General features: G+C 71.2%; 20 protein-coding genes and 1 tRNA gene. 11 read left to right on the forward strand and 10 right to left on the reverse strand.

Annotation, left to right across the window (positions count from 1 at the left end; all coding sequences use genetic code 11):
- Window positions 1–27: 27 nt before the first annotated feature.
- The 7 genes from ACSDR0_RS01005 (at window position 28) to ACSDR0_RS01035 (ending at window position 7,687) form a co-directional block, all read left to right on the forward strand.
- Window positions 28–1,971, forward strand: coding sequence for a protein kinase domain-containing protein (locus ACSDR0_RS01005; RefSeq protein ID WP_435286765.1), 1,944 nt, complete (start codon window positions 28–30; stop codon window positions 1,969–1,971).
- A 126-nt stretch (window positions 1,972–2,097) separates the two neighbouring features.
- The gene (locus ACSDR0_RS01010; RefSeq protein WP_435286766.1) at window positions 2,098–3,792 is read left to right on the forward strand and encodes a protein kinase domain-containing protein; all 1,695 of its coding nucleotides are present in this window, start codon (window positions 2,098–2,100) and stop codon (window positions 3,790–3,792) included.
- 30 nt (window positions 3,793–3,822) lie between these two features.
- Window positions 3,823–5,268: a hypothetical protein gene (locus ACSDR0_RS01015; RefSeq protein ID WP_435286767.1), complete on the forward strand. Its 1,446-nt coding sequence runs from the start codon at window positions 3,823–3,825 to the stop codon at window positions 5,266–5,268.
- Window positions 5,269–5,323: 55 nt separating this feature from the next.
- Window positions 5,324–6,502 (forward strand): DUF2510 domain-containing protein, encoded by a 1,179-nt coding sequence (locus ACSDR0_RS01020; RefSeq protein ID WP_435286768.1) that lies wholly within the window; start codon window positions 5,324–5,326, stop codon window positions 6,500–6,502.
- 22 nt (window positions 6,503–6,524) lie between these two features.
- Complete coding sequence (gene orn, locus ACSDR0_RS01025; RefSeq protein ID WP_435286769.1) at window positions 6,525–7,127, forward strand: oligoribonuclease; 603 nt, start codon at window positions 6,525–6,527, stop codon at window positions 7,125–7,127.
- A 76-nt stretch (window positions 7,128–7,203) separates the two neighbouring features.
- Window positions 7,204–7,279: transfer RNA gene (locus ACSDR0_RS01030), tRNA-His, on the forward strand.
- Between the two features lie 153 nt (window positions 7,280–7,432).
- On the forward strand, window positions 7,433–7,687 hold the full coding sequence (locus ACSDR0_RS01035; RefSeq protein WP_435286770.1) for a helix-turn-helix domain-containing protein: 255 nt from the start codon (window positions 7,433–7,435) through the stop codon (window positions 7,685–7,687).
- A gap of 206 nt (window positions 7,688–7,893) precedes the next feature.
- On the opposite strand, the gene lat is transcribed toward ACSDR0_RS01035, so the two are convergent.
- Entirely contained in the window at window positions 7,894–9,195 is a 1,302-nt protein-coding gene (lat, locus tag ACSDR0_RS01040; protein ID WP_435286771.1) for an L-lysine 6-transaminase, read from the reverse strand.
- Between the two features lie 262 nt (window positions 9,196–9,457).
- Here lat and ACSDR0_RS01045 point away from each other — a divergent pair, with 262 nt between their 5' ends.
- Window positions 9,458–10,657 carry a M20 metallopeptidase family protein gene (locus ACSDR0_RS01045; protein WP_435286772.1) on the forward strand — a complete coding sequence of 400 codons (1,200 nt, stop codon included), beginning with the start codon at window positions 9,458–9,460 and terminating at the stop codon, window positions 10,655–10,657.
- Window positions 10,658–10,810: 153 nt separating this feature from the next.
- Here the strand turns inward: ACSDR0_RS01045 and trhA are convergent, their stop codons facing one another.
- The gene (gene trhA, locus ACSDR0_RS01050) at window positions 10,811–11,479 is read right to left on the reverse strand and encodes a PAQR family membrane homeostasis protein TrhA (RefSeq protein WP_435286773.1); all 669 of its coding nucleotides are present in this window, start codon (window positions 11,477–11,479) and stop codon (window positions 10,811–10,813) included.
- Window positions 11,480–11,603: 124 nt separating this feature from the next.
- On the opposite strand from trhA, the gene ACSDR0_RS01055 reads away from it, so the two are divergent.
- A complete protein-coding gene (locus ACSDR0_RS01055) occupies window positions 11,604–12,452 on the forward strand; it encodes a spermidine synthase (protein WP_435286774.1) in 849 nt (282 codons plus the stop codon).
- A 117-nt stretch (window positions 12,453–12,569) separates the two neighbouring features.
- Here ACSDR0_RS01055 and ACSDR0_RS01060 read toward each other — a convergent pair whose 3' ends face one another.
- The gene (locus ACSDR0_RS01060; protein ID WP_435286775.1) at window positions 12,570–14,399 is read right to left on the reverse strand and encodes a sensor histidine kinase; all 1,830 of its coding nucleotides are present in this window, start codon (window positions 14,397–14,399) and stop codon (window positions 12,570–12,572) included.
- 184 nt (window positions 14,400–14,583) lie between these two features.
- On the opposite strand from ACSDR0_RS01060, the gene ACSDR0_RS01065 reads away from it, so the two are divergent.
- The gene (locus ACSDR0_RS01065) at window positions 14,584–16,050 is read left to right on the forward strand and encodes a serine hydrolase (protein ID WP_435286776.1); all 1,467 of its coding nucleotides are present in this window, start codon (window positions 14,584–14,586) and stop codon (window positions 16,048–16,050) included.
- 130 nt (window positions 16,051–16,180) lie between these two features.
- Window positions 16,181–17,167, forward strand: a complete 987-nt coding sequence (locus ACSDR0_RS01070) for a pirin family protein (protein ID WP_435286777.1) — start codon at window positions 16,181–16,183, stop codon at window positions 17,165–17,167.
- Between the two features lie 167 nt (window positions 17,168–17,334).
- Here ACSDR0_RS01070 and ACSDR0_RS01075 read toward each other — a convergent pair whose 3' ends face one another.
- The 7 genes from ACSDR0_RS01075 to ngcE all read right to left on the reverse strand — a co-directional run bounded on the left by ACSDR0_RS01075 (window position 17,335) and on the right by ngcE (window position 23,603).
- Window positions 17,335–17,919: a superoxide dismutase family protein gene (locus ACSDR0_RS01075; protein WP_435286778.1), complete on the reverse strand. Its 585-nt coding sequence runs from the start codon at window positions 17,917–17,919 to the stop codon at window positions 17,335–17,337.
- 360 nt (window positions 17,920–18,279) lie between these two features.
- Window positions 18,280–19,317 carry a 1-aminocyclopropane-1-carboxylate deaminase/D-cysteine desulfhydrase gene (locus ACSDR0_RS01080; protein ID WP_435286779.1) on the reverse strand — a complete coding sequence of 346 codons (1,038 nt, stop codon included), beginning with the start codon at window positions 19,315–19,317 and terminating at the stop codon, window positions 18,280–18,282.
- 18 nt (window positions 19,318–19,335) lie between these two features.
- Window positions 19,336–19,626 carry a 4a-hydroxytetrahydrobiopterin dehydratase gene (locus tag ACSDR0_RS01085; protein ID WP_435286780.1) on the reverse strand — a complete coding sequence of 97 codons (291 nt, stop codon included), beginning with the start codon at window positions 19,624–19,626 and terminating at the stop codon, window positions 19,336–19,338.
- Entirely contained in the window at window positions 19,613–20,215 is a 603-nt protein-coding gene (locus ACSDR0_RS01090) for a hypothetical protein (protein WP_435286781.1), read from the reverse strand. The genes ACSDR0_RS01085 and ACSDR0_RS01090 overlap by 14 nt, the downstream gene beginning before the upstream one ends.
- 107 nt (window positions 20,216–20,322) lie before the next feature.
- Complete coding sequence (locus ACSDR0_RS01095) at window positions 20,323–21,228, reverse strand: carbohydrate ABC transporter permease (RefSeq protein WP_435286782.1); 906 nt, start codon at window positions 21,226–21,228, stop codon at window positions 20,323–20,325.
- Window positions 21,228–22,139, reverse strand: coding sequence for a carbohydrate ABC transporter permease (locus ACSDR0_RS01100; RefSeq protein ID WP_435286783.1), 912 nt, complete (start codon window positions 22,137–22,139; stop codon window positions 21,228–21,230). Before ACSDR0_RS01100 ends, ACSDR0_RS01095 begins: the two co-directional genes overlap by 1 nt.
- A gap of 6 nt (window positions 22,140–22,145) precedes the next feature.
- Window positions 22,146–23,603: an N-acetylglucosamine/diacetylchitobiose ABC transporter substrate-binding protein gene (ngcE, locus tag ACSDR0_RS01105; protein WP_435286784.1), complete on the reverse strand. Its 1,458-nt coding sequence runs from the start codon at window positions 23,601–23,603 to the stop codon at window positions 22,146–22,148.
- Window positions 23,604–23,816: the final 213 nt, after the last annotated feature.

The raw sequence follows: 23,816 nt of genomic DNA on the forward strand, positions 1-23,816 counted from the left end.
CCCGGCCCCGCGACCATGGAGGCGGCCATGACGGCCATCGGCTGGACACCCCCCGGTTACACCGAGCTGCGCGAGCTCGGCGCGGGCGGCGGCGGGCGGGTGGTCCTCGCCCGCCACGACGAGTCGGGCACCCAGGTGGCGATCAAATACCTGGCCGAGTGGCTCAGGGACGACCCGGCCTTCCTCGCCCGCTTCCGCGAGGAGGCCAGGCTCCTGGTGGAGCTGGCGGACGAGAACGTGGCCCGGCTGTACGAGTACGTGGAGGCGCCGGGAGGCGCCGCCATCGTCATGGAGGCCGTCGACGGCGTCTCCCTGCGCGAGCTGCTGCGCGAGCACGGCTCGACGGGGCCCGAGGCGGCGCTGGCCGTGCTCAAGGGCTCGCTGGCGGGGCTGGCCACCGCTCACGGGACCGGGCTGGTGCACCGCGACTACAAGCCGGAGAACGTGCTCGTCCAGGCCACGGGCACCAGCAAGCTGGTCGACTTCGGCATCGCCGTGCGGGCCGGAGAGGGCGGCCGGGCCGCGGGCACCCCGCCCTATATGGCGCCCGAGCAGTGGACGGGCGCCCCCGCCACCCCCGCCTCCGACGTCTACGCCGCGACGGCGGTCTTCTTCGAGTGCCTGGCCGGGCATCGCCCGTACCGCTCCGGTGAGCGGGTGGTGCTGATGCACCAGCACATGACCGCGCCGATCCCGGTGGACGAGGTGCCCGAGCCGGTCAGGTCCCTGGTCGCCAGGGGCATGGCCAAGAGGCCCGGCGACCGGCCGGCGACCGCCGGGGAGTTCCTGGCGGAGCTGGAGAGCGCCGCGGTCTCGGGATACGGGCAGGAGTGGGAGGAGCGCGGGCGGGCCCGGCTGGCCGCCCTGGCGGCGCTGCTCCCCCTGCTGTTCCCGCTCGGCGCCCCCGCGCCCGTGGCCGGGACCACGCTGTTCAGGACGGTGCTGGGCACGCTGCGGTCGAGGTCCGCAGGTGTGGCGCTGGGTGCCGCGGGGGTGATGCTGATCGCGGGCGGCGCCGGCGTGTACGCCCTGACCTCGGGGCGGCCCGAGCGACCCCACAGGATCGACGTGGCCGCCGCGGCGCCGCCCGTGCCGCCCTCGCCCGGCGCGCGGAGCCCGGTGCCGCCGTCCCTGCCCGCGCCCTCCTCCGCGGCCTTCCCCCCTTCCTCGTCCGCGGGAACCGCCTCGCCTCCCGTTCCCTCCGCCGGGGAGACCTCCTCCCCCACGAGACCGGCCTCGTCGTCCGAGCCCACCGGCGAGAGCACCCCCTCGACCGGTCCCACCGCCGGGGAGACGGGTGCTCCCGCCCCCACCGGCACGTCCGGTGGCCCGACACCCCCGCCGTCCGCCTCCCCGCCGATGCCACCGCCGACGCCGACGCCGACGACCGGCCCCTCCACCGCGCCGCCGGAGGCGGGGGTGCGCCGGGTGGAGGTGGTGCGAGCCCGTGTCAACGCGCGGGGCGCGGCCCTGGTCGCGGTCTCGGTCGACACCGCGAACGCCAGGCAGGTGCGCCTGCGCGTGGTCTTCCGCGCCGGTCAGGCCGTACGAAGGACGGTCGTGCCGCTGTCGGGGGCGACGAGTTACTCGCGCACGGTCAGGTTCGGCTTCCCCCGGGTGAGATGCGGAGCCGCCTGGAACGTGGTGGTGACCGGCCTCCCCTCGGGCCGCACGAGCGGCGCGAGCGGTGAGACCTCCCCGTGCGCCGGGCCGACACGCACGCCGAGGCCGGACCCGACGGTGACCAGGACGGCCGCGCCCACGCCAAGACCCACATCGAAGCCCACACTGAGGCCCACATCGAAGCCCACGCCGAGACCGACGGTCACCCGCACCCCGCGCCCCGGGCCGGAGGCGACGGTCACCCGCACCGTGCGGGCCACCGCGAAACCTCCGGCCCCCCGCGGCCCAAGACCGAAGCCCGGGAGTTCGGTCACGCCTCCCCCGGCGACGGGGTCGGGCCGCTCGTAGCGGATAACCACTGATCAGGTCCCCCTACAAAGCCGATTCGTGATTAATGAGCGGAATGTGTTTATCTATCGCTAAGCTGCGGTCCGTCTGTTATGGGTGGGGGCCCAGACAACTGAGGAGACCGTTATGTACGGCACGCCATCGGCCTGGCGAGTCCCCGGATACACCGAGATCCGCGAGTTGGGCGCCGGTGCGGCCGGGCGTGTGGTGATGGCCCGGCACGACGCCGACGGCATCATGGTGGCGATCAAGTATCTGTCCGAGGAGCTCAGGAGCGACGTCGGATTCGTGGCGCGCTTCCGGCACGAGGCGCGGGTGCTCAACACCTTGAGCACCCCGCACTCCGTCCGGCTGTACGACTACGTCGAGACCGGCGACGGCGCGGCCATCGTCATGGAACTGGTCAACGGCGTCGCCCTGCGGGCGCTGCTGCGCTCGGAGGGGCCGACCGGTCCCGAGGCGGCGCTGCTCGTGCTCAAGGGCTCGCTCCTGGGGCTGGCCGCCGCGCACTCGGCGGGCGTGGTGCACCGCGACTTCAAGCCCGAGAACGTGATGGTGGAGGCCGACGGGAGGAGCAAGCTCGTCGACTTCGGCATCGCGGTCCGCTCCGGCGACGGCGACGTCCCCGCGGGCACGCCGCCCTACATGGCTCCCGAACAGTGGATGGGCGGGCCCGCCGGGCCCGCCACCGACGTCTACGCCGCCACGGTCGTGTTCTTCGAGTGCCTCACCGGCACCCGCCCCTTCCGGGCCACGAACATCGCCGCGCTGGCCCGCCAGCACCAGGCCATGCCGCCGCCGGTCGAGCAGGTGCCCCCCGCCCTGCAGGGGCTGGTCGAGCGCGGCCTGGCCAAGCACCCCGCCGACCGGCCGCCGACCGCCAGCGCGTTCCTCACCGAACTGGAGGCGGTGGCCGCCGACGCCTACGGCGCCGACTGGCAGGAGCGCGGCCGGCGCCGTCTGGCCGGGATCGCCGGGCTGCTGGCCGCGATGTTCCCGCTCGACGCGCCCGTCCCCGGAGCCGACACCTCGCTGGCCATGACCGAGCTCGACGGTGGCGACGACGACGGGGGGAGAACCTCCTCGATCAGCAGGCTGAGCGTCAAGATCCTCGTCGGCGTCAGCTGTATCGCGGTGATCGGCGGCCTGACCGCGGTGCTGGTCGGCTCCGGCGACTCCACGGAGATCCAGTCGCAGAGTTCCGTCACCTCGCAGAGCCCGACCCCCTCGGACCCGCTGGAGACGGTCATCCCCGAGGACGAGATCGACGAGCCGGCGGAGGAGTCGCCGTCCGCGGGCACGCCCACCCCGACACCGACACCGACCCCGAGCACCACCGCCACCTCGGGCCTTCTCCCGGTGGCGCCCACCGCGACGTCGGCGGCCGCGACGCCCACACCGTCGGCGAGACCCACCAGAAGGCCCACCACCCGGCCGACGAGGAAACCGACGCAGACGCCGTCTTCGACGCCCACGTCGGAGGAGAGCGCCACCCTCGACGGCCCCCGCAACACCGACCGCCCCACGACCAGGCCCCCGTCGGCCACCCCGACCCAGCCGACCGCCACCCCCACCCGCACTCAGCCGACGACGGGGCCGACCCGGACGCCGGAGCCGACCACGGAGCCCTCTCCCACCGACACGGGTTCCTCCTCACCGGGCACCGGTTCGCCGCCTCCCAGGCTCACCACCTCGCCCCTGCCGTCCGCCGAGGCGACCCCCACGGCGTTCCTCGCGCTGGGCCTGGTGACGAGCGGTGCCGTACCGTTCACACTGGCCGTCAAGCGCGGCATGGCGGGACGGCACCGGAAACGCCGGTAGACAGGGGAGCGATCGCGATCATGACAACTCATGAGCACTGATCGAGGGGGCGTCGCCGGGTTCCGGCTGACCGGTCGTACATGGGTCGACGACCTGGGAGTCTGGTCGTCGGCCGTCGCGGCCGACGGGCGGGCGGGGAGCGCGCTCAGGTTCGATCCGCGGCTGGTCGCCGATCCCGCGGCGCGTGAGCGGCTGATCGTGGCCGTGATCGCCGACCGCAGGCTCGCGCAGAGCGGCATGACCGGACTGGTCCCGGTCGCCGACCTCATCACGGCCCGGGACGAGGTCTGGCTGATCACCTCGGAACCGGTCGGCCCGACGGTGGGCGACCTGCTCTCGTCCGGCCCACCCGGGTCGTCCCGGCCCGACGCGGGCAGCGCCGCCACCATCCTGGTGGAGACCGCGCAGACCCTGCTGGCCGTGCACGCCTCCGGGCTCGCCCACGGGGAGCTCCACCCGGGCACCGTGGTGATCGCCCCGGACGGGTCGGCGCTGCTCGCGGAGCGGGGGCTGGCCGACGCCCTGCTGGGCCGCCCTCCCGCACCGGAACGCGACGTGGCGGCCTGGGCGTCGCTCGCCCGGGGACTGGCCGCGACCTGGGCCTCGGCCGACCGCGGGGCCGCCGGGCTGCTGGAGAGGGCGGCGGCGACGGCCTCCATCAGGGGACTCGCTCCCGCGCGCGACGTGCTGCTGGCCGGGCGCGACGTCCTGCCGTCCGGGTTCACCACCCGCGACAGGCTCGTGGAGACCCTGCACCGGTGGCCGGCGTACGAGGCGCCCACCCTGGGCGGGCATCCGGTGCCCGCGCGGTCCGCCCCCGACGAGGGGGAGATCGTCACCCTGCTGCACGTCCCGAGGGCCGGCGATCCGCGCGTTCCGGGGACCGGCGACCCGCGCGTCCCCGAGGGGGGCGAGCGCCGGCCCGAGGACGTGGTCATGCGGTTCGGCCCCGGGGTGCCGTCGGAGACCACGGCCGCCCAGCTCTGGCGGGCCGGCCGGGACCAGCAGCAGACCGAGCTGCCCTCCGGCAGGCTCGGCGCCGGCCCGGCCCCCCGCGCGCGGCGCGGGCGCGGCCGTACGGTCATCGCCTCGGCGATCCTCGCCCTGATGATCGTGGGCGCGCTGGCGCTCTGGCTGTTCCGGGGCTCGGCGGCTCCCCTTGAAGTGACGAAGGTGGACGTCAGCGCCCCGAGGAAGGCGCAGGGATGCGACACGACGGTCAAGATCACCGGCGTGCTGTCCACCAACGGCGCGGGCGGGGAGGTCCGCTACCAGTGGAAGCGGAGCGACCGCAAGGAGCCGATCGCGCAGACCGACCGGATCGCGTCGGGGACGGCCTCGCACGAGGTGAGCCTGGAGTGGACGGTCAAGGGCGAGGGAAGTTTCAAGGGGACCGCCACCCTGCAGCTGCTCTCTCCGGTCCCCGAGGGAAAGAAGCTCCAGGACAAAGCCACCTTCACCTACAAGTGTTCATGAGTGATCACCAAGGTCCACAATGCACCACAAAGCCGTTCTTACTACTCTGGCGGCCATGACCACGCAGACCCCATCCGGCTGGTACCCCGATCCCTACGGCTCGCCGCTGCTGCGGTGGTGGGACGGCACTCAGTGGACCGACGCCACCCATCAGACGGACGCCCCCGCCGGCCAGGGCGCGGCGCAGGGACCGCAGACCGGCCCCTCACACCAGCCACACCTCGCAGGACCCGGCCCCCAGCGGACAGGGCCGCATCCGGCCGGACCCGGCCCCCAGCAGATGGGGCCGCCTCCCGCGCCGGAGGGACCCCACGGGGTGGGGCCCACCGGCCAGTGGCCCCCTTCGTCCGCGCACCGGCAGCCCGCGCAGGGACCTGCGGGCGCGGGACAGCCGCAGTGGGCCGCCGGGCCGCCGAACGGCGACACGGCGCAGATGCCCCTCCCGCCGTACGGCGGCTACCCGTCCGGGCCGCCGCCGCGCAAGAGCAGCCCCCTCCCGTGGATCCTGGGCGGCGGCGGCGCGCTGGTCCTGATCGTCGTGATCGTGGTCGCCGCGATGTACCTGATCAACCCCGGTCGCGGGAACAAGGCCGCCGAGTCCACAGCGCCCCGGACACCGCCTCCCACGGCGAGCCTGGAGCCCAGCCCGGAGCCGACTCCCGAGGCGACACCCGCGCCCTCGGGGAGCGCGCCGCCCAAGGCGGTGGACGGGCGCGTCACGGACCCGGTGACCGGCCTGTCGTACGAGATGCCCGACGGCCCCTGGGAGGTGCCCCCCACCGTCGGCGGCGGGCTCGGGTTCGTCTGGAGCAGCGCGGCCGTCGCCGTCGCCCAGGAGAACTTCGACGGCAAGGGCAACGACTGGCTCGGCAACGTGCTGACCGGCGAGCTTCCCGATCAGTACGGTTACCAGGGCGTCGGCAGCCTGCGCTCGGTCGCCGCGACGTTGCTTCAGGTCGTGGAGCCCGCCTTCTACAGCCCCCCGCACACCCGGAAGATCATCGAGGACAAGGCCGTCAAGGTCAGCGGCAAGGACGCCTGGCTGTTCGTCTTCGACCTGGACTTCTCCGAGCAGGCCCAGGCCAACGGCTGGAAGTGGAAGCAGGAGCGGGCCGCGTTCTTGATCGTCGACCGTGGCGAGGGCAGCCGTCCGGCGCTGGCCTACGTCTCCGTACCGGACAATCTAGACATATCCGTAGCGGACAAGGTGATCAAGTCATTCAAGCTCCCATGAAGTGAGTACTACCCTGAGGGCTATGAGTGACCTGCTGGTCTGGATCGACTGTGAGATGACCGGGCTCGACCTTGGCCGTGACGCGCTTGTCGAGGTGGCCTGCGTGGTCACCGACGGCGAGCTGAATCAGCTTGACGAGGGTGTGGACGTGGTCATCAAGCCCCCGCCCGAGTCCCTTGAGCAGATGTCGGAGGTGGTGCGGGAGATGCACACCGCCTCCGGCCTGCTCGACGCGCTGGAGGGCGGTGTCACGCTGGCCGAGGCCGAGTCCATGGTGCTCGAATACATCAGGAGCCACATCCGGGAGCCGAAGAAGGCCCCGCTGTGCGGCAACTCCATCTCCACGGACCGGTCGTTCCTCTCCCGCGACATGCCCGCCGTGGACGGGTTCCTGCACTACCGGATGATCGACGTCTCCTCGGTGAAGGAGCTGGCCCGGCGCTGGTACCCCCGGGCCTACTTCGCCTCGCCCGAGAAGCAGGGCGGCCACCGGGCGCTGGCCGACATCGTCGAGAGCATCCGGGAGCTGCGCTACTACCGCGCGGCGGTCTTCGTGCCCCAGCCGGGTCCCGACTCCGCCACCGCCAGGGAGCTGGCCGAGGGCGTGTCCACGCACAGCTCTTGAGCGTTTCGCGAGAAACCCGGTACGAAACGACTCCCAAAGACCGCTACACTTTTCATGTGCTGCTGCGGCGGCGATGGTGGGTGTAGCTCAGTTGGCAGAGCGCTAGGTTGTGGTCCTAGATGCCGGGGGTTCAAGTCCCCTCACTCACCCCACGAGAACGGCCGGTCCCCAGGGACCGGCCGTTCTGCATTTCCGGCCCCACTACCCACCAAAAGTGGATATTGCAGGTTATGCTCGCTGCTATCGCTACGCCGTTAGGATCGGGGGTTTCGGCGACCTGACCGTGTTGCAGCCACGGAGGCCGGATGAGAGTCGACGATGCCCCGTTCGACGCAGAGCCCAGAGTCGTGACGGGTCTGAGCAGGCGTGAGACCGAGGTCATGGAACTGATCGCGACGGGTCGCTCCAATGGGCAGATCGCCCAGCACCTGTTCCTGAGCGAGAAGACCGTGAAGAACCATGTGAACCGGATATACGCCAAGCTCGGCGTCGACTCGCGGGTCACCGCGATCGACCTGTGGCTGGAACGGGCCGCACGCGAGGAACCGCAGCACTACTAGCGCCTCCACCGGCGCGAGGAACCCTGCGCCACCGTGCGAGAGAGCTCGCGGGACCGCCGTGCGAAAGAGCTCGCGGCACCGCCGTACGGGACCACCGTACGAGAGAGCTCGGCACCGGCGTGCGGAACCACCGCGTGAGAGCTCGCGGCACCGGCGTGCGGGATCACCGCGCGGTGAGTCGCGTCCCGGGGCGAAAGACGGCACCGCTAGGCGGAGAGCCGCAGGCAGCGGGAGGCCTCCAGCGCGCGGGCGATGGCGGACGTGCCCTCCTCCAGCTCCTCCGGAGTGATCGAGAGCGCCGGGCGCAACCGTACCGACCGCTCGCCGCAGGGCAGGACCAGCACGCCCTCCTCCTCCCTGAGCCGGGCCACCAGGAGATCGCGCTCCACGGCGTCCGGCAGGTCGAAGGCGCACATCAGGCCGCGCCCGCGCGCGTTCTCCGCCAGCTCGGGGAAACGCGACTGGATCTCCGTCAGCGCCGCGAGGAGTTCGGCGCCGAGCCTGCCCGCGCGCGGGATCAGGCCGTCGCGCTCCACGATCTCCAGTATCCGGCGGGAGCGGACCATGTCGACCAGCCCGCCGCCCCAGGTGGAGTTGATCCTGCCGCTGACCTGGAACACGTTGCCGGGCACCGTGTCGACCCTGCGGCCCGCCATGATCCCGCCCACCTGGACCTTCTTGGCGAAGGCCACGATGTCGGGACGCAGTCCCAGCTGCTGGTACGCCCACGGCGTTCCGGTGGTCCCCGCGCCGGTCTGCACCTCGTCCATGACGAGAAGGGCGTCGTGCTCGTGGCAGAGCCGTTCCATCGCGAGGAGAAACTCCGCCCGCATGTGGTTGTCGCCGCCCTCGCCCTGGATGGGCTCGGCGATGAAACAGGCGATGTCGTGGGGGTGGCGCTCGAAGGCGGCCCTCGCCGCGGCCAGGGATCGCTCCTCGGCCGCCTCGACGTCGCCGAGATGGATCGCGGGCACCTCGATCCTGGGCCAGTCGAACTTCGGGAAGCGGTCGGTCTTGATCGGGTCGGTGTTCGTCAGCGAGAGCGTGTAGCCGCTGCGCCCGTGGAAGGCACGGGTGAGGTGGAGAACCTTGGTGCCGAGCTCAGGGGAGCGCCCCCGCGAGGCGTTGAGGCCACTCTTCCAGTCGAAGGCGCACTTCAGCGCGTTCTCCACGGCGAGGGCGCCGCCCTCCACGAAGAACAGGTGCGGCAGCTCGGGATCACCGAGCACCCGAGCGAACGTCTCGGCGAAGTCGGCGAGGTGGACGGTGTAGAGATCGGAGTTGGCGGGCTTGTTCGCGGCGACCCTGCCGAGCAGCGCCAGGAACTCCGGATCGTCGTCGAACGGGTTCACCCCGAGCGGGGCCGAGGCGAAGAAGGTGTAGAAGTCCAGGTAACTCCGGCCGCTACGGGCGTCGACGAGCCGGGAACCCCGGCTCCGTTCGAGATCCAGCACGAGCCGGTAGCCGTCGACGAGCATATGACGGGCGAGACGGCCATGAACGTCCATGTCCCCTCCACGGTGGTCCGAGAAGATGATCCCCCGTCGTTTACGCATCTACACGGAGACATTACGCACAAAGGCCGATCCTTGTGAATATTTTCTTGCATGCGCGCGACCCGGGCATGGACAAACCAGGCACTGAGACCGCTTGATCCACTCTTCTCCCATATGACCGCCTTTCTTCCCGGAGATCACCTTTCCTGAGACCACAAGCTGGTCAAATCGGCCTATCGTTTGATAAGCCGTATGACTGCCAGGAGGATGCCCGATGTCCCTTCGCGAATCCGCAGCCGACATGCGGGACGAGCTGGTCCGCCTCCGGCACGCCCTGCACCGGGAGCCCGAGCTGGGCCTCGACCTGCCACGCACGCAGGAGAAGGTGCTGACGGCGCTGTCGGGCCTGCCACTGGAGGTGCGGCTCGGCACGGGGCTGAGCTCGATCACCGCCGTGCTGCGCGGTTCCCTGCCGGGCCCGACCGTGCTGCTCAGGGGCGACATGGACGCCCTGCCGGTCTCCGAGCGCGGCGACGCGGCGGTCGTCTCGCGGATGGCCGGGCGGATGCACGCCTGCGGCCACGACCTGCACACCACCATGCTGGCGGGCGCGGCGCACCTGCTGGCCGCCGGCCGCGACCGGCTCGCGGGGAACGTGGTCTTCATGTTCCAGCCCGGCGAGGAGGGTCCCGGCGGCGCGGAGATCATGATCGACGAGGGCGTGCTGGACGTGACGGGCGAGCGCCCGGTGGCGGCCTACGCCCTGCACGTGATCAGCTCGATGATCCCCCAGGGCGTCTTCGTGACCAGGAGCGGCCCGATCATGGCCGCCGCGGACCGGTTCACGGTGACCGTGCGCGGCGCCGGGGGCCACGGCGCCTCACCGCACCGCGCCAAAGACCCGATCCCCGCGGCGTGCGAGATGGTGACCGCGCTGCAGACCATGGTGACGCGCGGATTCGACGTGTTCGACCCCGTGGTCGTCACCGTCGGCAGCTTCCACGCGGGCAGCGTCGACAACGTGATCCCCGAGGAGGCCCGTTTCGAGGCCACGATCCGGTCGTTCTCATCCGCCGCGCACGAGCGCGTCCAGGAACGGGCGGTGACCCTGGTGAAGGGCATCGCGGCGGCACACGGGCTGGAGGTGGACGCCGACTACGTGGTGAGCTACCCGGTCACGGTCAACGACGGTGCCGAGGCCGGCTTCGTGGGCTCGGCCATCCGCGAGGTCTACGGCGAGCGGCGCTTCTTCGAGGCTCCCCAGCCCTTCACCGGCTCCGAGGACTTCTCGTTCGTCTGCGACCAGGTGCCGTCGGCCTTCGTGGGGCTCGGCGCCTGCCCCGCGGACCTCGATCCGGGCAGGGCCGCCTACAACCACGCCCCCGAGGCCAGGTTCGACGACGCGGTGCTGCCCGATGGGGCCGCGCTCTACGCCGAGCTCGCGACCCGGCGCCTCGCCCTCGCCGCGAGCTGAACGGGCAGAGCGAACCGGGCAGGCAGAGCAGGCCGAGCGGACTGCGCGGACTGCGCGGACTGCGCGGACCGAGCGGACCGGGCAGGCAGAGCGGGCCGGATGGGCTGGATGGCCTGGATGGCCGAAGCCGTACGGGAGACACCCGGCGGCGCCTCACGCGGCCGCGTAGACCACCAGCGAGACCGCCACGTACTGCGCCAGGTAGGCGGCGACGGTGAAGGCGTGGAAGACCTCGTGGAAGCCGAACCACCGGGGGGAGGGGTTGGGCCGGCGCAGGCCGTACACGACCCCTCCCGCCGTGTAGAGCACCCCGCCGAGGAAGAGCAGGGCCACCGCGACCACCCCCGCGCCCCCCACGAGCTGGGGCAGCACGAAGACGGCCGTCCAGCCGAGGCCGATGTAGAGCGCGGTCGAGAGCCACCGGGGAGCTCCGATCCACAGCACCCGGAAGAGGACCCCGGCGATCGCGCCGGTCCAGACCACGCCGAGCACCACCGCGCTGGCCACCCCGTCCAGGGCGAGCAGCGCGAACGGGGTGTAGGTGCCCGCGATGATCAGGTAGATGTTGGCGTGGTCGAGGCGCCGGAGCACCTGTTCCAGGCGTGGGGAGAGCGTCCCCCGGTGGTAGGTGGCCGAGATGCCGAAGAGCAGGCCGGAGGTGATCGCGTAGATCGCGGCGGCGAGCCTGGCCTCCAGGGTGGGGCCCAGCGCGACGAGGGCGAACCCCGCGACGAGCGCCACGGGCAGCGCTCCGGCGTGCAACCAGCCGCGAAGACGCGGCTTGACGGACTCTGCGAGCGTTTCGGCGGTGATCGTGGCCATAAACCTACGGTAGCGTAAGTTACTCGATCGTAGGTTGTGATCTGCCCTACACGCCGCCAACCGCTCGCGACTGCGCATATGGTTTCTCCCTCGGGTTCACATCAGGGAAAAGAGGATCAAACCGATGGGCAGGCGGGAAGTGCAGGGGCCGATGCCGGGACGGTATCCGGTGACCTTCGGCGAGGTCGATCTCCTGCAGGACCTCGACCGGCCCTCCGGCTGGGTGATCTCCAAGGACGGCGTGCCACAGTCGTACGTCGACCTCGACCACGCCACCTACCTCGACTTCGAGTACGTGCGGCTGATGGCCGACGTCATCGACCTCCTCGACGAGGGCCCGCTGGACGCCGTGCACGTGGGCGGTTGCGCCTGCACCCTGCCCCGCTACGTCGCGGCGACCCGCCCCGGGTCCCGGCAGATCGTCGCCGAGCCGGACGAGGGGCTCGTCCAGCTCGTCAGGGACCAGCTCCGGCTGAAGTCGGTGCCCCGGCTCAAGGTCAGGATCCTCGACGGCCGTACCGCCACCGCCGGACTCGGCGACGCCTCGGCCGACCTGCTCGTGCTGGACGCCTTCAGCGGTGCCACGATGCCGATCGAGCTGGCCACCTCCGAGTACATGGGGGACGTCGCCCGCGTCCTGCGCACGGGCGGCACCATGCTGATCAACGTCGCCGACGGCAAGGGGCTGGCCTTCACCCGCCGGGTGCTCGCCACCGTCCGCGGCACCTTCCCTCAGGTGGTGCTGCTCGCCGAACCCGGCGTCATGCGGGGGCGCCGTTTCGGCAACCTCATCGTCGCCGCCTCCCGGATGCCCCTGCCCGTCTCCGACCTGACCCGGAGGGCCGCGGGCGGCCTCACGCAGGCCCGCTGCGTGCACGGCGAGGACATCGTCAACTTCATCGCCGGAGCCCGCCCGCTGAACGACGGGGACGCCGTGGTCATCCCCGTACCCCCGCCCGCGGTCTTCGGCTGACCCGCCACCGGCCCGTCAGCCCGGCCCATCGGCCCGGCCCATCAGTCCGGCACGGAACCCGGCACGTCAGCCCAGCGCGGAAACCCGGCCCATCAGCCCGACACGGAACCCGGCACGTCAGCCCGACACGGGAACCCAGGCGCCGACCAGGGTGCCCCCGCCGGGCGCCGAGGAGACGTCGAGGCCGCCGCCCAGCGCGGCCATCCGGTCGGCCAGCGCGCCCAGGCCGCCGCGGCCGGGCTCGCCCCGCTCGAAGCCCCTGCCGTCGTCGGAGACCGCGGCCCGCAGGCGCCCGCCGGACCAGGACAGCCGCACCTCGATCCTGGAGGCCTCGGCATGCTTGAGCGCGTTGGTGACGGCCTCGCTGACCGTGAAGTACAGGGCCCCCTCGACCTCGTCGGAGAAGCGCCGCGAGCGCAGCGCCGGATCGACCGTCACGGTCGTGGCCACCGGCAGCCGCGAGCAGCGCTCTTCGACCGCCTCGGCCAGGCCGCCCTGACTGAGCACGGACGGGTGGATGCCCGCCGCCAGCTCCCGCAGGTCGGTGAGTGCCTGGCGGGCCTGCTCGCGCAGGAGCGCCAGGCTGCCGGAACCGCCGCCGGTGGCGCGGGCCAGCTCCAGCCCCGCGATCAGCGCGACGAGCTGCTGCTGTACCCCGTCGTGGATGTTGCGCTCGATCCGCCGCCGCTCGGCCTCCTGCGCGTTGACCAGGCGTGCCGCCAGCCCGGCGCTCTGGATCGCCAGCCCGATCGGCACCGCGAGCGAGCCGAGCAGCCTGCGGTCCTCGGCGTTGAAACGCCCCACGACCTTGGGACCGCAGGCGATGTGCCCCAGCCCCGCCGGGACGGTGAGCACCGCCCCGCCGTCCTCCCTGCCCGCCACCACCCGCGTGCCGTCCGCGAGCGTCACGGCGGCCCACCGCGTCTCCAGGCCCGCCCGCACGGCCCCCGCCAGCCTTCCCAGCTGCTCCACGGGCTCCGCCTCCTCCAGGCCCGGCCCGAGCTCTGTCAGGAGCTCGTCCACCGTCGGCCTGAGGTCGAAGATCAGGAAAAACCTGGAACCCCTGATCCCCACCCGGATGTCGAGCAGGTTGTGGCGGAACACGGCGGCGGCGATCACCGCGGGCAGCGCGGCCACCGCGGTCACGACGCCGACCCAGCTCACCGCATGGCCCCCCTGCCCGGCGATCAGTGTCATCACGGAGCCGCCCAGGGCGGCCACCAACCCGAGGATCATCCAGCGGAGGCGGCGGCGTTCGACGAGGGGCCCGCGCCGCCCGCGCAGCACGAGGGAGACCAGCACCGACAGCGCCACGAGGAAGACCGTCAGCTGTCCGAGCCCGCCCACCGACGCGGCGAGCAGCCCGGCCGCGCCTTCGAGCCCCAGCGGGTTGCCGTGCGGGATGGCCGAGGAGTAGACCTCGTCGGGGCTCAGCAGGATGCCCAGCCAGTGGAGGAGGATCGCCACCCCGGCGATCCAGGCGACCGGACGCCAGCGCGGCGAGGGCAACCTGCCATCGGGGAAGATCAGCGGGATGAACACCCAGCTCAGGCCGTAGAAGACGGGGAACAGCGAGGCCAGCGGCGCGGCGGCCACGGCAAGGGGGCCGTGGGTGTCCCCGTACGCCACCAGGGTGCCCACTCCGAGGCCGCCGAGGCCGAGGCAGTCGGCGGTGACCAGCAGCAGCCAGCCGTAGGGGTTGTCGGGGCGCCTGACCGCGATGAGCAGGCCGACCGAGGGCAGGATCGCGCAGGCCGCGATGAACAGCCACTGGCTGAACGGCACGGGCAGGCCGACCTCCAGCATGCCGCCCGCGACCATCCCGGCCACCGACACCGCGGCCATGGACGCGGCGAGGACGCGGACCGGGACGGCGGACGCCGGCGGGCCCGGTGGCGCCGCGGGTGCCGCGGGTGCCGGAACGGTTCGGGGGGCCGGGGACGTCATGGGACGTAGGGTGACCTGCCGCGGGCTCCGCCGTCCAGGGGGTTGTCCGCACATCCGGTGCGGTTCGCCACACCCGCGAGACGGAGGACCGCCGGGTGTCGCGAGCCGGGAGCACTTTCTAGTTTCGGATGAGGGCCATCGGGGAGGTGGCCGCAACGCCTGAGAACATCCGAAGGAGTATTTCATGCGGTTGCCGTACCGATCGAAGCGTCTGCTGGCCCTCGCCGTCGCCGTCACGGCCGTTCCGGCGATGGCCCTGCCGCTGGCCGTCCCGGCGTCGGCGGTCGCGGCGGGGACGCCCACGGCCGAGACAGTGACAACCGGCGCGGTCACGGCGGGAACGGCCACGGCCGAGGCGGTGACAACCGGAACGACCACGGCCGGGCTCGCGGCCGGGAGGTCCTTCGCCGAGCCGGAGATCCCGGACAGTCCCGCCGGCCGGCAGCTGCGCTGGTTCCTCGGCGCGCCGGACCGGGCGCCGCTGGCGGAGAGCGAGCTCGGGGAGCATTTCAACTCCGGCTACCTCTCGTCGCTGACGGTCAACGGCGTCAACGCCTTCCTCAAGGCCGCCAAGGGGTTCCGCCTGGAGAAGCTGACCAAGAAGACGCCGTCCGCGCTGGCCGGGACCGGGGCGATCGGCGAGCAGGCGTTCACCCTGCAGCTCGGTGTGGACGGTGACGGGAAGATCAACCTGCTCGGGCTGACGCCCCCCGAGCCGTCCATACCCGCCGCTCCCGGAAGCTGGAAGAAGCTCGACGCCCGGCTGCGCGAGGTCGCCCCCCGGGTCGGCTTCCTGGCCGCCGAGATCGACTCGCGGGGCAGGTGCGACGTCGCGCACGCCGTGGCGCCCGACACGGTCCGGCCGCTGGGCTCGATCTTCAAGCTGTACGTGCTGGGCGCCGTGGCCCAGAAGATCCGCGACGGCGGGCTGAGCTGGAACACCAAGCTCACGATCAGGCCCGAGTGGAAGAGCCTGGGCGAGGACGGGCTCACGGGCCGCCCTGACGGCAGCACCACCACGGTCAGGGAGGCCGCCAAGCTGATGATCTCGATCAGCGACAACACCGCCACCGACATCCTGATCCACACCGTCGGCCGCAAGGCCGTGGAGGCCAAGGTACGGCGGTGGTCGGGCAATCCCGAGCGGAATATCCCCTTCCTCACCACCCGCGAGATCTTCCTGCTCAAGGGCGTGAACCACCCCGCGCAGGCCCGCGCCTACCTGGCGCTCGACACCGCCGGCAAGCGCGCCTACCTGAAGGACACGGTCGCCAGGCAGCCGCTGTCGGACATCGTCCTCTGGCAGAAGCCCAGGGAGATCGACACGCTGGAGTGGTTCGGCTCGCCCCGCGACGTCTGCCGCGCCTACGCCGGGCTCCTCAAGCTGGAGAGCGGACAGGTGAGCGCGGTGATGTCGGCCAACGACCTCGGGCTCAAGCTCGGCGAGAGGAAGTGGCCGACGGTCTGGGCCAAGGGCGGTTCCGAGATGGGGGTCCTCGATCTGTCGTACCTGGCCCGCTCGGCCGGAGGGAGGACCTACGTCGTGACCGCGCTGACCAGCGACCCCGCCGCCGCGCTGGACGAGCGGGTCAGGGTCCCCGAGCTGATCTCGCTGAGCCGGGGCGGCTTCGCGCTGGCCGCCGGGAGGTAATCCCGCCCGCCGGGCAGGACGGGCTCGCCGTCGAGGCCGTGGCACTCCGTTGCCACGGCCTCACCTGTCATGGAATAGTTGAAACATCAACTGTGTTATCACCGGCGAACATCGCAGGAAGGAACCCAAGATGCCGGCCGTGACCGTAGAGAACCCGCTGACCCTGCCCCGCCTGCCGCAGCCGCTGAACGCGGCCCGCGAGCGCCAGGTGCTGGCCATCACCACCGCGCCGAGCGGATTCGAGGGAGAGGGCTTCCCGGTCCGCAAGGCACTCGCGACGATCAAGTCCCAGTATCTCGACCCGTTCATCATGATGGACCAGATGGGCGAGGTCGACTACGCGCCGGGCGAGCCCAAGGGCACCCCCTGGCACCCGCACCGGGGCTTCGAGACCGTCACCTACATGATCGACGGCGTGATGGACCACGCCGACTCGCACGGCGGCGGCGGCACGATCTCCGACGGTGACACCCAGTGGATGACGGCCGGTGGCGGCATCCTGCACAAGGAGGCTCCCCCGGAGTGGCTGGTCCAGAAGGGCGGCCTGTTCCACGGGATCCAGCTCTGGGTCAACCTGCCGGGCAGCGAGAAGATGGTCGCGCCGAAGTATCAGGACATCGGCAGGACCAACGTCGTCCTCCTCAGCAGCCACGACGGCGGGGCGCTGGTCCGCCTCATCGCGGGCGAGGTCGGCGAGTTCACCGGTCCCGGCTCCACCCGGACGCCGATCACCCTGCTGCACGCCTCCCTCAGCCCCGGTTCCCAGCTGACGCTCCCCTGGCGCAAGGATTTCAACGCGCTCGCGTACGTCCTGTCGGGACGCGGCACCGTCGGCGGCGACCGGCAGCCGATCGAGTCGGGGCAGCTGGCCGTCTTCGACGGCTTCGGCAGCCTTCCCGGGCTGGGCACCGACGGCGAGACCATCACGCTCTCGGCGGCCGGCACCCAGGAGAGCCGCAGCCCCAACCTGGAGGTCATCGTGCTCGGCGGCCGCCCCATCGGCGAGCCGGTCGCGCACTACGGGCCGTTCGTGATGAACACCCAGGCGGAGCTGGCCAAGGCGTTCGAGGACTACCAGGCGGGCCGCCTCGGCACCATCCCCGCGGGCCACTCCTGATCGCGGACCACACGGCCCGGCACCGGGATCCCGGCGCCGGGCCCGGAGGCCGGGGCCGCCGTGGCCCCGGCCACGCCTGATCGCGAGGTACGCGGCCCGGCGTCCAGAGCGGGCACGTCGCCGAGGGGCCACGGACCACGGCCCCGAGACGGGGCCCGCCGCCGGGTCTAACGTTCGGTGAGGGTGACACAGGCGACGCGGGGACCGGCGGCGCCCACCTCGGCACCGGCGGTGCGGGTGGGCTCGGCGTGGATCACGAGCGACCTGGGCAGCCGGCCGGGGACGAGGGCCCAGTCCTGGGTGATGGTGACGCCGGCGTCACCCCGGGCGTCGGTGGTGAAGTCGAGCCAGAACTCGTTCTTGGCGTTCGCGTGGGTGTGAAGGTGCTGGTAGTGCGGCCCGGCGTCATCCGGTTTGAAACCGCACGGGTTGACGTGCAGGTGTGCCCCGTACGTCCGCCCGGGGAGCATGCTCCTGACGGTGACCGTGGCGGTGGCGAGCACCGCTCCCGACTCCACGGTGACCCGCGCCGAGGCTCCGGCCGGCACCAGCCTGGCGTCGTAGACGATGGCGGAGGCGCGCGGCGCGGGGCTGACGAACGTGCCACCCCCGGCGAGGCGGATCCCCGGGGCGCTCGGGGTGGTGACCGGCCCGGCGCTCGGGCGGTGCCCGGCCGGATGGGGTGCGGCGACCTGCTCACCGCAGCCCGCGCAGAGCAGGGCGACGGCGGCGAGAACTCCCAGAATGCGCATCCACGATCTCCTTGACCGGGCCGGAGAAGAGCAGCGCCCACCATATCGAGTAATCATATGACCACGCTGGGTATTGACCACCCTCGGCCACGCCGCCCCGGAGATCCGCGGCAGGGCCGGCAGGCGTCCGCGCCGTACGCGGAGAGGTCAGGAGGCCGGCCGGAGGCGTCCGCACCGCGCGAAGAGGTCAGGGGCCTCCGCACCGCGCGGAGACATCACGGGGCGGGCCAAGCGCCGCGCCACCCGAAGGGGTCAGGGCGGCGTCCTCGCCGTGCGGAGGGACATCACAGGGCAAGGGGCACCGCGCCGCGCGAAGGGGTCAGGGCGGGCGCAAGGAGGCGTCCTCGCCGCGCGGAGGGGTCAGGGCGGGCGCAAGGAGGCGTCCTCGCCGCGCGGAGGGGTCAGGGGCACTGCGGGCCGGGAACGCCCATCGGCGCCGGCCCTCGCGGGACGGGAGCCGGAAAGCGCGGCGGAGGTCGCCGGAGGGGGCGGGTCCGCCCTCATCGAGCCCGTCACGACGGCGACGACCGTGGTGTTCCCGGGAAAGGCCCCGCGTTCCGCCAGGGTGAAGATGCCCCACATCATCTTCGCCACGTAGATCCGGTCGAGCGACATCCCGTGCCGTCGGGCGAAGTCGTCGGCGAACGCGTCCAGTTCGGGAGCGCGTCTGGCGTAGCCCCCGGCGTGGAAGTCGCAGTCGATCGCCCAGTTGCCCGACACCTCGCCGTAGGCGGCGGTCTGGAGCCTGGCGACGTCGGAGGCCAGGAACCGCCCTCCCCGCAGGACCGAGAAGCCCAGGGCCCGTCGGCCGGGGGCCAGCCCTGCGGCGATGCCCGCGAGCGTGCCCCCGGTGCCGACGGGGCAGCAGACGACGTCGAACGGCACGTCGATCTCCCCGGGGAGTTCGGCGCAGCCGCGCACGGCCTCCTCGTTGCTGCCCCCCTCGGGCAGCAGGTAGAACCGGCCGAACTCCCGGCGGAGCGCCTCGACGACGGGCGCGGTGTCCTTGGCGCGGTAGGTGGTGCGGTCCATGTAGACCAGCCGCATCCCCGAGTCCGCGGCGAAGGCCAGGACGTCGTTGAGCGGCAGGTGCTCCTCGCCCCGGATGACGCCGACGCTCCGGAACCCGAAGCGGGCCCCGGCCGCGGCGACGGCCCGCACGTGGTTGGAGTAGGCGCCGCCGAAGGTCAGCAGGGTCTCGTGGCCCAGCTCGGCGGCCCGCGCCAGGTTGTACTTGAGCTTGCGCCACTTGTTGCCCGGCAGGAGAGGGTGGACGAGGTCGTCGCGCTTCAGGATCACACGCACGCCCGCGCGGGCGAGCCTGAGGTCGTCGAGCTCCACGAGGGGCGAGGACGGCGTCCGGCCGAACTCCCGCCGTACCTGTCCCGGATCACCCATGATCGGCGGAGGGGCGGTTCAGGCGTTGGCCGAGGCTATCCGGTCGATGCGGGCGGCCAGGGTGAAGTCGAGCTCCGTCAGGCCACCCGCGCTGTGCGTGCTGAGCGCCAGGTGGAGCGTGCGCCAGCGGATGTCGATGTCGGGATGGTGGTCGAGCTTCTCGGCCTCCACCGCGATCTCGTCCACGATGCGGATCGCGGTCGGGAAGTCGGTGGCGGTGATCTCGCGGCGGATCTCGTCGCCCTCGCGCCGCCACTCGGGCAGGCCGGTCAGCCGGTCGTCGACCGCGGAGTCGTCAAGCAGGTTCATCCTCCCAGGAGATCATGTCTCCGGCGAAGACGCCAAGCCTGGGCAGGCTTCCGGCGCGCCGGGCCATGGCCATGATGCCCTGGGCCATGGAGGTGGCGTGGCTGGCCTGGTCGAGGAGGGGCTCCAGCTCGGACAGGAGACCGGGCAGCCGGGCGAGGCTCCATTCGTGCCAGCCCGACAGGCGGGTGCCGCCGCTGTCGGGGTCTTCCGCGCGGTAGGCGGCCAGGATCGGGCACTCCCGGTTGATGCGGAGCAGCCATCTCTCGATGTCGGCGTTGAGCGCGGTGATCCTGGAGGGGGCGGCGTACAGCCAGCCGTCGTCGCCGATGCGGTCGGACTCGCCGTCGGCGGCCGGGTAGGAGCGGACCACCGCGCCGTGCAGGAACAGGCCGCTGGCCACCATCAGCTGGCGCCCCTCGCACCAGTCGAGCGCCCCGCGCAGGGGCATCGGGACGCTGTCGACGATGGCCGCGCGCTGGGAGGTGCTGGGCTGCCGGGCGAAGCGTACGTGCACCTCGGCCCACATGTAGTAACTCGCCTCCCCCGCGCCGAAAAAGGGAAAGGGGAAATCCTGGTCGAGGTGGGCCATGTGTCGGGTTCTCCGCGGGGAGGGGACAGGAGTCGTTCCGAATATGAACGACTCCTGACGGCACTCCCGGGATTACTCGCCGGAACTCTTAATTTGACCGGATCCGGTCACTTGACGGCGCCGGAGGTCAGGCCCGACTGGATCTGGCGCTGGAAGATGATGTAAATGATCATGACGGGGATGATGGCCATGCTCAGCGCGGCGAACAGGCCCGGCCAGTCGGCCTCGTACCCGGCGCTGGTGGAGATGTTGGCGACACCCTGGGTGATCACCCATTTGTCCTCGACGTTGCCGGAGAGCAGCACGATCGGCAGGAGATACTGGTTCCACTGACCCAGGATGTTGAAGATCGTGATGCTGATCAGGCCCGGCTTGGCCATCGGCATCATGACCTGGAAGAACGTCCGGGTGTGCGAGCAGCCGTCCATCATCGCCGCCTCGGCCACCGAGGTGGGCAGCGTCTTGAAGAACGCCGACAGGAAGAAGACGGTGAACGGCAGCGAGTAGGCGATGTAGACCAGGATCAGGCCGAGATGGGTGTCGATCAGGCCGAGGTTCTTCACCACGAAGAACAGCGGGACCAGCGCGAGGAAGACCGGGAACGTCATGCCCGACACGAACAGGAAGTAGATCAGCCTGTTGCCGGGGAAGGTGTAGCGCGCCAGCACGTACGCGGCCATCGAGCCCAGGAGCATGGTGCCCGCCGTGCTGCACGCCACCACGAAGACGGTGTTCAGCATGTACTGGCCGATGTGGGCCTTCTCCCAGGCCCGGCCCCAGGCGTCCCAGCCGAAGGAGGCCGGAAGGGTGATGGCGTCCCCGAAGATCTCGGTGTTGGTCTTGAAGGAGGACAGGAACGTCCAGAGGATCGGGCCGATGATCAGGAGCGCCCAGACCAGCAGCGCGACGTGGGACAGCGCGCCGAAGGCTCCGAGCGGGTTCTTCGCGCGGCGCCTGACGTGCGCGGGGGCGGAGGGGCGGGAGGCGGGCTTGCGAGCCGTGTCCGTGGCCATCAGAACTCGATCCTCTCGCGCCGGGTCACGCGCAGGGTGAGGGCGGCGAACGTGATGGTCATGAAGAACAGCGCCACGCCCATCGCCGACGCGTAACCGAACTTGGAGAAGTTGAACGCCGTACGCCAGATCTCCATCGGCAGCACCGTCGTGGAGTTGTCGGGCCCGCCCCGGTCGACCGAGAGGACCTGGACCAGGGCGAAGGCGTCGAACGCGGCGATGCCGAGATAGACCCAGGCGACCTGCATGGTGTCCCACAGCAGCGGGATCGTGATCTTGAAGAACAGCGTGAACCGGCCCGCGCCGTCCAGCGCGGCGGCCTCGAACACGTCCTTGGGGATGGAGGACATGCCGGCCGAGAACAGGACCACGTAGAAGCCGACGGCCTGCCAGACCATCACGGCGATGATCGACAGCAGGGCGATGTCCGGATCGATGAGCCAGCCGACCGGCTCGACGCCGAACTTGCCGAGCAGGCCGTTGATCACGCCGGTGCCGTCGGGACGGTAGATCGCCTGGAAGAGCACGCCGACGATGGCCACGGCCAGGACCTGGGGCAGGAAGAAGATCACGCGGTAGACCTTCGAACCCCAGATCCCGGTCATCTGGCCGCCCCGCTGCCCGCCGCTCAGGTTGAGCAGGAAGGCGAAGAACAGGGCGATCACGATCGTGACCAGCGGCATGACAAGTAACAGAACACCGTGGTGTCGCACCGCGGCCCAGAAGACCTCGTCGTCGAAGAGCCTCGTGAAGTTCTCCAGGCCGATGAACTGGGGGTTCGCCGAAATGCCCTTCCAGTTGGTCATCGAGATGTAGAAAGCCTGGATGTACGGGCTGATCACGAAGACCACGTAGAGGAGGACCGGCGCGGCGAGAAAGCCGACGATGAACGGATACTTGCCCTGCCGCATCGGGAGCTACACCGTCCGGTTCTGCTTGGTGATGGACGAGTCGGCCTTGGTCTTGTCGGCCGCCTTCTGCATCTTCTCGCAGAACTCGTCAGCGGAGATGCGGCCGAACATGAGCGCGTTGGTCTGCTTGCGCAGCTCGGTCTCGAACTCCTTGTACCAGTTCTCGAAGCTGCTGAAGGTGACGACGTTCTGGCCGGCGGCGGTCTGCGCGGCGCTGAGGCTCGCGTTGCCGGGCGACAGCTCCAGGCCGTCGGCGGCACCGGTCACCACGGTGATGTTGCCCGACTTCTCGGTGAAGCCCTTCGCGCCCTCCTTGGAGAGCATGATGCGCAGGTACTCCAGGCCGCCCTTGGGGTTCTTGGACTTGGCGGGGACGATGTAGGCCTCGCCCGCGGCGGCGCGGATGGCCTCGAACGGCAGCTTGTCGGCGGCGGTGACGCTGGGGGTGGGCGTCAGCGCGTACTTGAAGGTCTCCGGGGTCTGGGCCTTCTGCTCGTTCTCCAGCCAGGAGCCGGAGGGGTACAGGGCGACCTTGCCCTGGTTCTGGCGGAGCTGCACCTCGGTGTGGATCAGGCCCTCGAAGGACTTGTCCATGTACTTGGCGATCTCGGCCCAGGCGGCGGCGGACTGCTTCATGGCGTCGCGCTGCCAGACACCGTCGACGAGGTTGTCGACGTCGACCAGGATCTGGTTGCCCTCGATCTTCGCGGCGGAGATGAGGATCATCCAGTACGCGTAGTAGGCGGCGTTCTTGCCCGCGTACGCGAAGGGGGTGATCCCGGCGGCCTTGGCCTTCTCGGCGAAGGCCTTGAACTCCTCGAAGGTCTTCGGCGGGGTCCAGCCGTTCTTCTCGAACAGCGCGGAATCGTACCAGAGGCCGTACGCGGAGAAGACGTAGTTCATCAGATACGGCTTGCCGGCGATGAGGCCGGACTCGACGGTGCCCGGCGCGACCATGTCGCGCACCTTCTTGCTCGGGTCGTCGATCGAGGGGGCGTCCCACAGCTCGGTGAGATCCAGGAGCTGGCCCTCCTGCTGCAGGGCGCCGTTGTCCATCAGGTCGGTGCCGGAGTTGGCGATCATGTCGGGGACGTCGCCGCCGGCGAACCGCGGCTGCAGGGTCTGCGCGATCTGCTGGGTGGCGACGTGCTTGATCTGCGCCTGCGGGAACGCCTTCTTGTACAGCGGCTCGTGGACCTCGGTCGCGTAGCTGTCGCCAAGGCCTCCCTTGAAGATGACGACCTCAAGCGGCGCGTCGGCGGCGACGCCGAACGGGTTCTTCACGGAGACCGCACCGCCCGCGGAGGGGGCCGCGGAGGCCGAGGACGCGGGCGCCGCGCCGCCGCCGGTGGCGCAGGCGGTGAGCAGCCCGGCGCCGGGGCCGGCGATCAGGGCGGTCATGCCGATCCGGCGGAGCAGCTGCCGCCTGGTGATATCTCCGGGCGTACGGGCCGAGTTGGACATGTAACCCTCCTGGGCGGGGGATCAATTAGGAAAGTTTCCTAAACGTTTGCCCGAAGGTACGTACCCCCGGAGTCCACCGTCAAGAGCTCGTATCCGGTCTAGACCGAGCCGTGATGTCCTCGCGACATATCCGGTAGAAACCAAACGCCAGGGAAGTGCAATCCAATGACAGAACGGCACATAGTAGCCGATATTTCCTCGCAGGCCATTGAC

Source organism: Streptosporangium sp. G11, assembly GCF_051192615.1.
Taxonomy (GTDB): domain Bacteria; phylum Actinomycetota; class Actinomycetes; order Streptosporangiales; family Streptosporangiaceae; genus Streptosporangium.

What these genes read in the sequence shown, in the direction of transcription:
- ACSDR0_RS01080 (WP_435286779.1), bottom strand. Translation starts at nt 19,317, where the DNA reads ATGGGTGATCCGGGACAGGTACGGCGGGAGTTCGGCCGGACGCCGTCC.
- ACSDR0_RS01035 (WP_435286770.1), top strand. Translation starts at nt 7,433, where the DNA reads ATGAGAGTCGACGATGCCCCGTTCGACGCAGAGCCCAGAGTCGTGACG.
- orn (WP_435286769.1), top strand. Translation starts at nt 6,525, where the DNA reads ATGAGTGACCTGCTGGTCTGGATCGACTGTGAGATGACCGGGCTCGAC.
- trhA (WP_435286773.1), bottom strand. Translation starts at nt 11,479, where the DNA reads ATGGCCACGATCACCGCCGAAACGCTCGCAGAGTCCGTCAAGCCGCGT.
- ngcE (WP_435286784.1), bottom strand. Translation starts at nt 23,603, where the DNA reads ATGTCCAACTCGGCCCGTACGCCCGGAGATATCACCAGGCGGCAGCTG.
- ACSDR0_RS01100 (WP_435286783.1), bottom strand. Translation starts at nt 22,139, where the DNA reads ATGCGGCAGGGCAAGTATCCGTTCATCGTCGGCTTTCTCGCCGCGCCG.
- ACSDR0_RS01005 (WP_435286765.1), top strand. Translation starts at nt 28, where the DNA reads ATGACGGCCATCGGCTGGACACCCCCCGGTTACACCGAGCTGCGCGAG.
- ACSDR0_RS01095 (WP_435286782.1), bottom strand. Translation starts at nt 21,228, where the DNA reads ATGGCCACGGACACGGCTCGCAAGCCCGCCTCCCGCCCCTCCGCCCCC.
- ACSDR0_RS01020 (WP_435286768.1), top strand. Translation starts at nt 5,324, where the DNA reads ATGACCACGCAGACCCCATCCGGCTGGTACCCCGATCCCTACGGCTCG.
- ACSDR0_RS01070 (WP_435286777.1), top strand. Translation starts at nt 16,181, where the DNA reads ATGCCGGCCGTGACCGTAGAGAACCCGCTGACCCTGCCCCGCCTGCCG.
- lat (WP_435286771.1), bottom strand. Translation starts at nt 9,195, where the DNA reads ATGGACGTTCATGGCCGTCTCGCCCGTCATATGCTCGTCGACGGCTAC.
- ACSDR0_RS01085 (WP_435286780.1), bottom strand. Translation starts at nt 19,626, where the DNA reads ATGAACCTGCTTGACGACTCCGCGGTCGACGACCGGCTGACCGGCCTG.
- ACSDR0_RS01045 (WP_435286772.1), top strand. Translation starts at nt 9,458, where the DNA reads ATGTCCCTTCGCGAATCCGCAGCCGACATGCGGGACGAGCTGGTCCGC.
- ACSDR0_RS01075 (WP_435286778.1), bottom strand. Translation starts at nt 17,919, where the DNA reads ATGCGCATTCTGGGAGTTCTCGCCGCCGTCGCCCTGCTCTGCGCGGGC.
- ACSDR0_RS01060 (WP_435286775.1), bottom strand. Translation starts at nt 14,399, where the DNA reads ATGACGTCCCCGGCCCCCCGAACCGTTCCGGCACCCGCGGCACCCGCG.
- ACSDR0_RS01090 (WP_435286781.1), bottom strand. Translation starts at nt 20,215, where the DNA reads ATGGCCCACCTCGACCAGGATTTCCCCTTTCCCTTTTTCGGCGCGGGG.
- ACSDR0_RS01065 (WP_435286776.1), top strand. Translation starts at nt 14,584, where the DNA reads ATGCGGTTGCCGTACCGATCGAAGCGTCTGCTGGCCCTCGCCGTCGCC.
- ACSDR0_RS01015 (WP_435286767.1), top strand. Translation starts at nt 3,823, where the DNA reads ATGAGCACTGATCGAGGGGGCGTCGCCGGGTTCCGGCTGACCGGTCGT.
- ACSDR0_RS01055 (WP_435286774.1), top strand. Translation starts at nt 11,604, where the DNA reads ATGGGCAGGCGGGAAGTGCAGGGGCCGATGCCGGGACGGTATCCGGTG.
- ACSDR0_RS01010 (WP_435286766.1), top strand. Translation starts at nt 2,098, where the DNA reads ATGTACGGCACGCCATCGGCCTGGCGAGTCCCCGGATACACCGAGATC.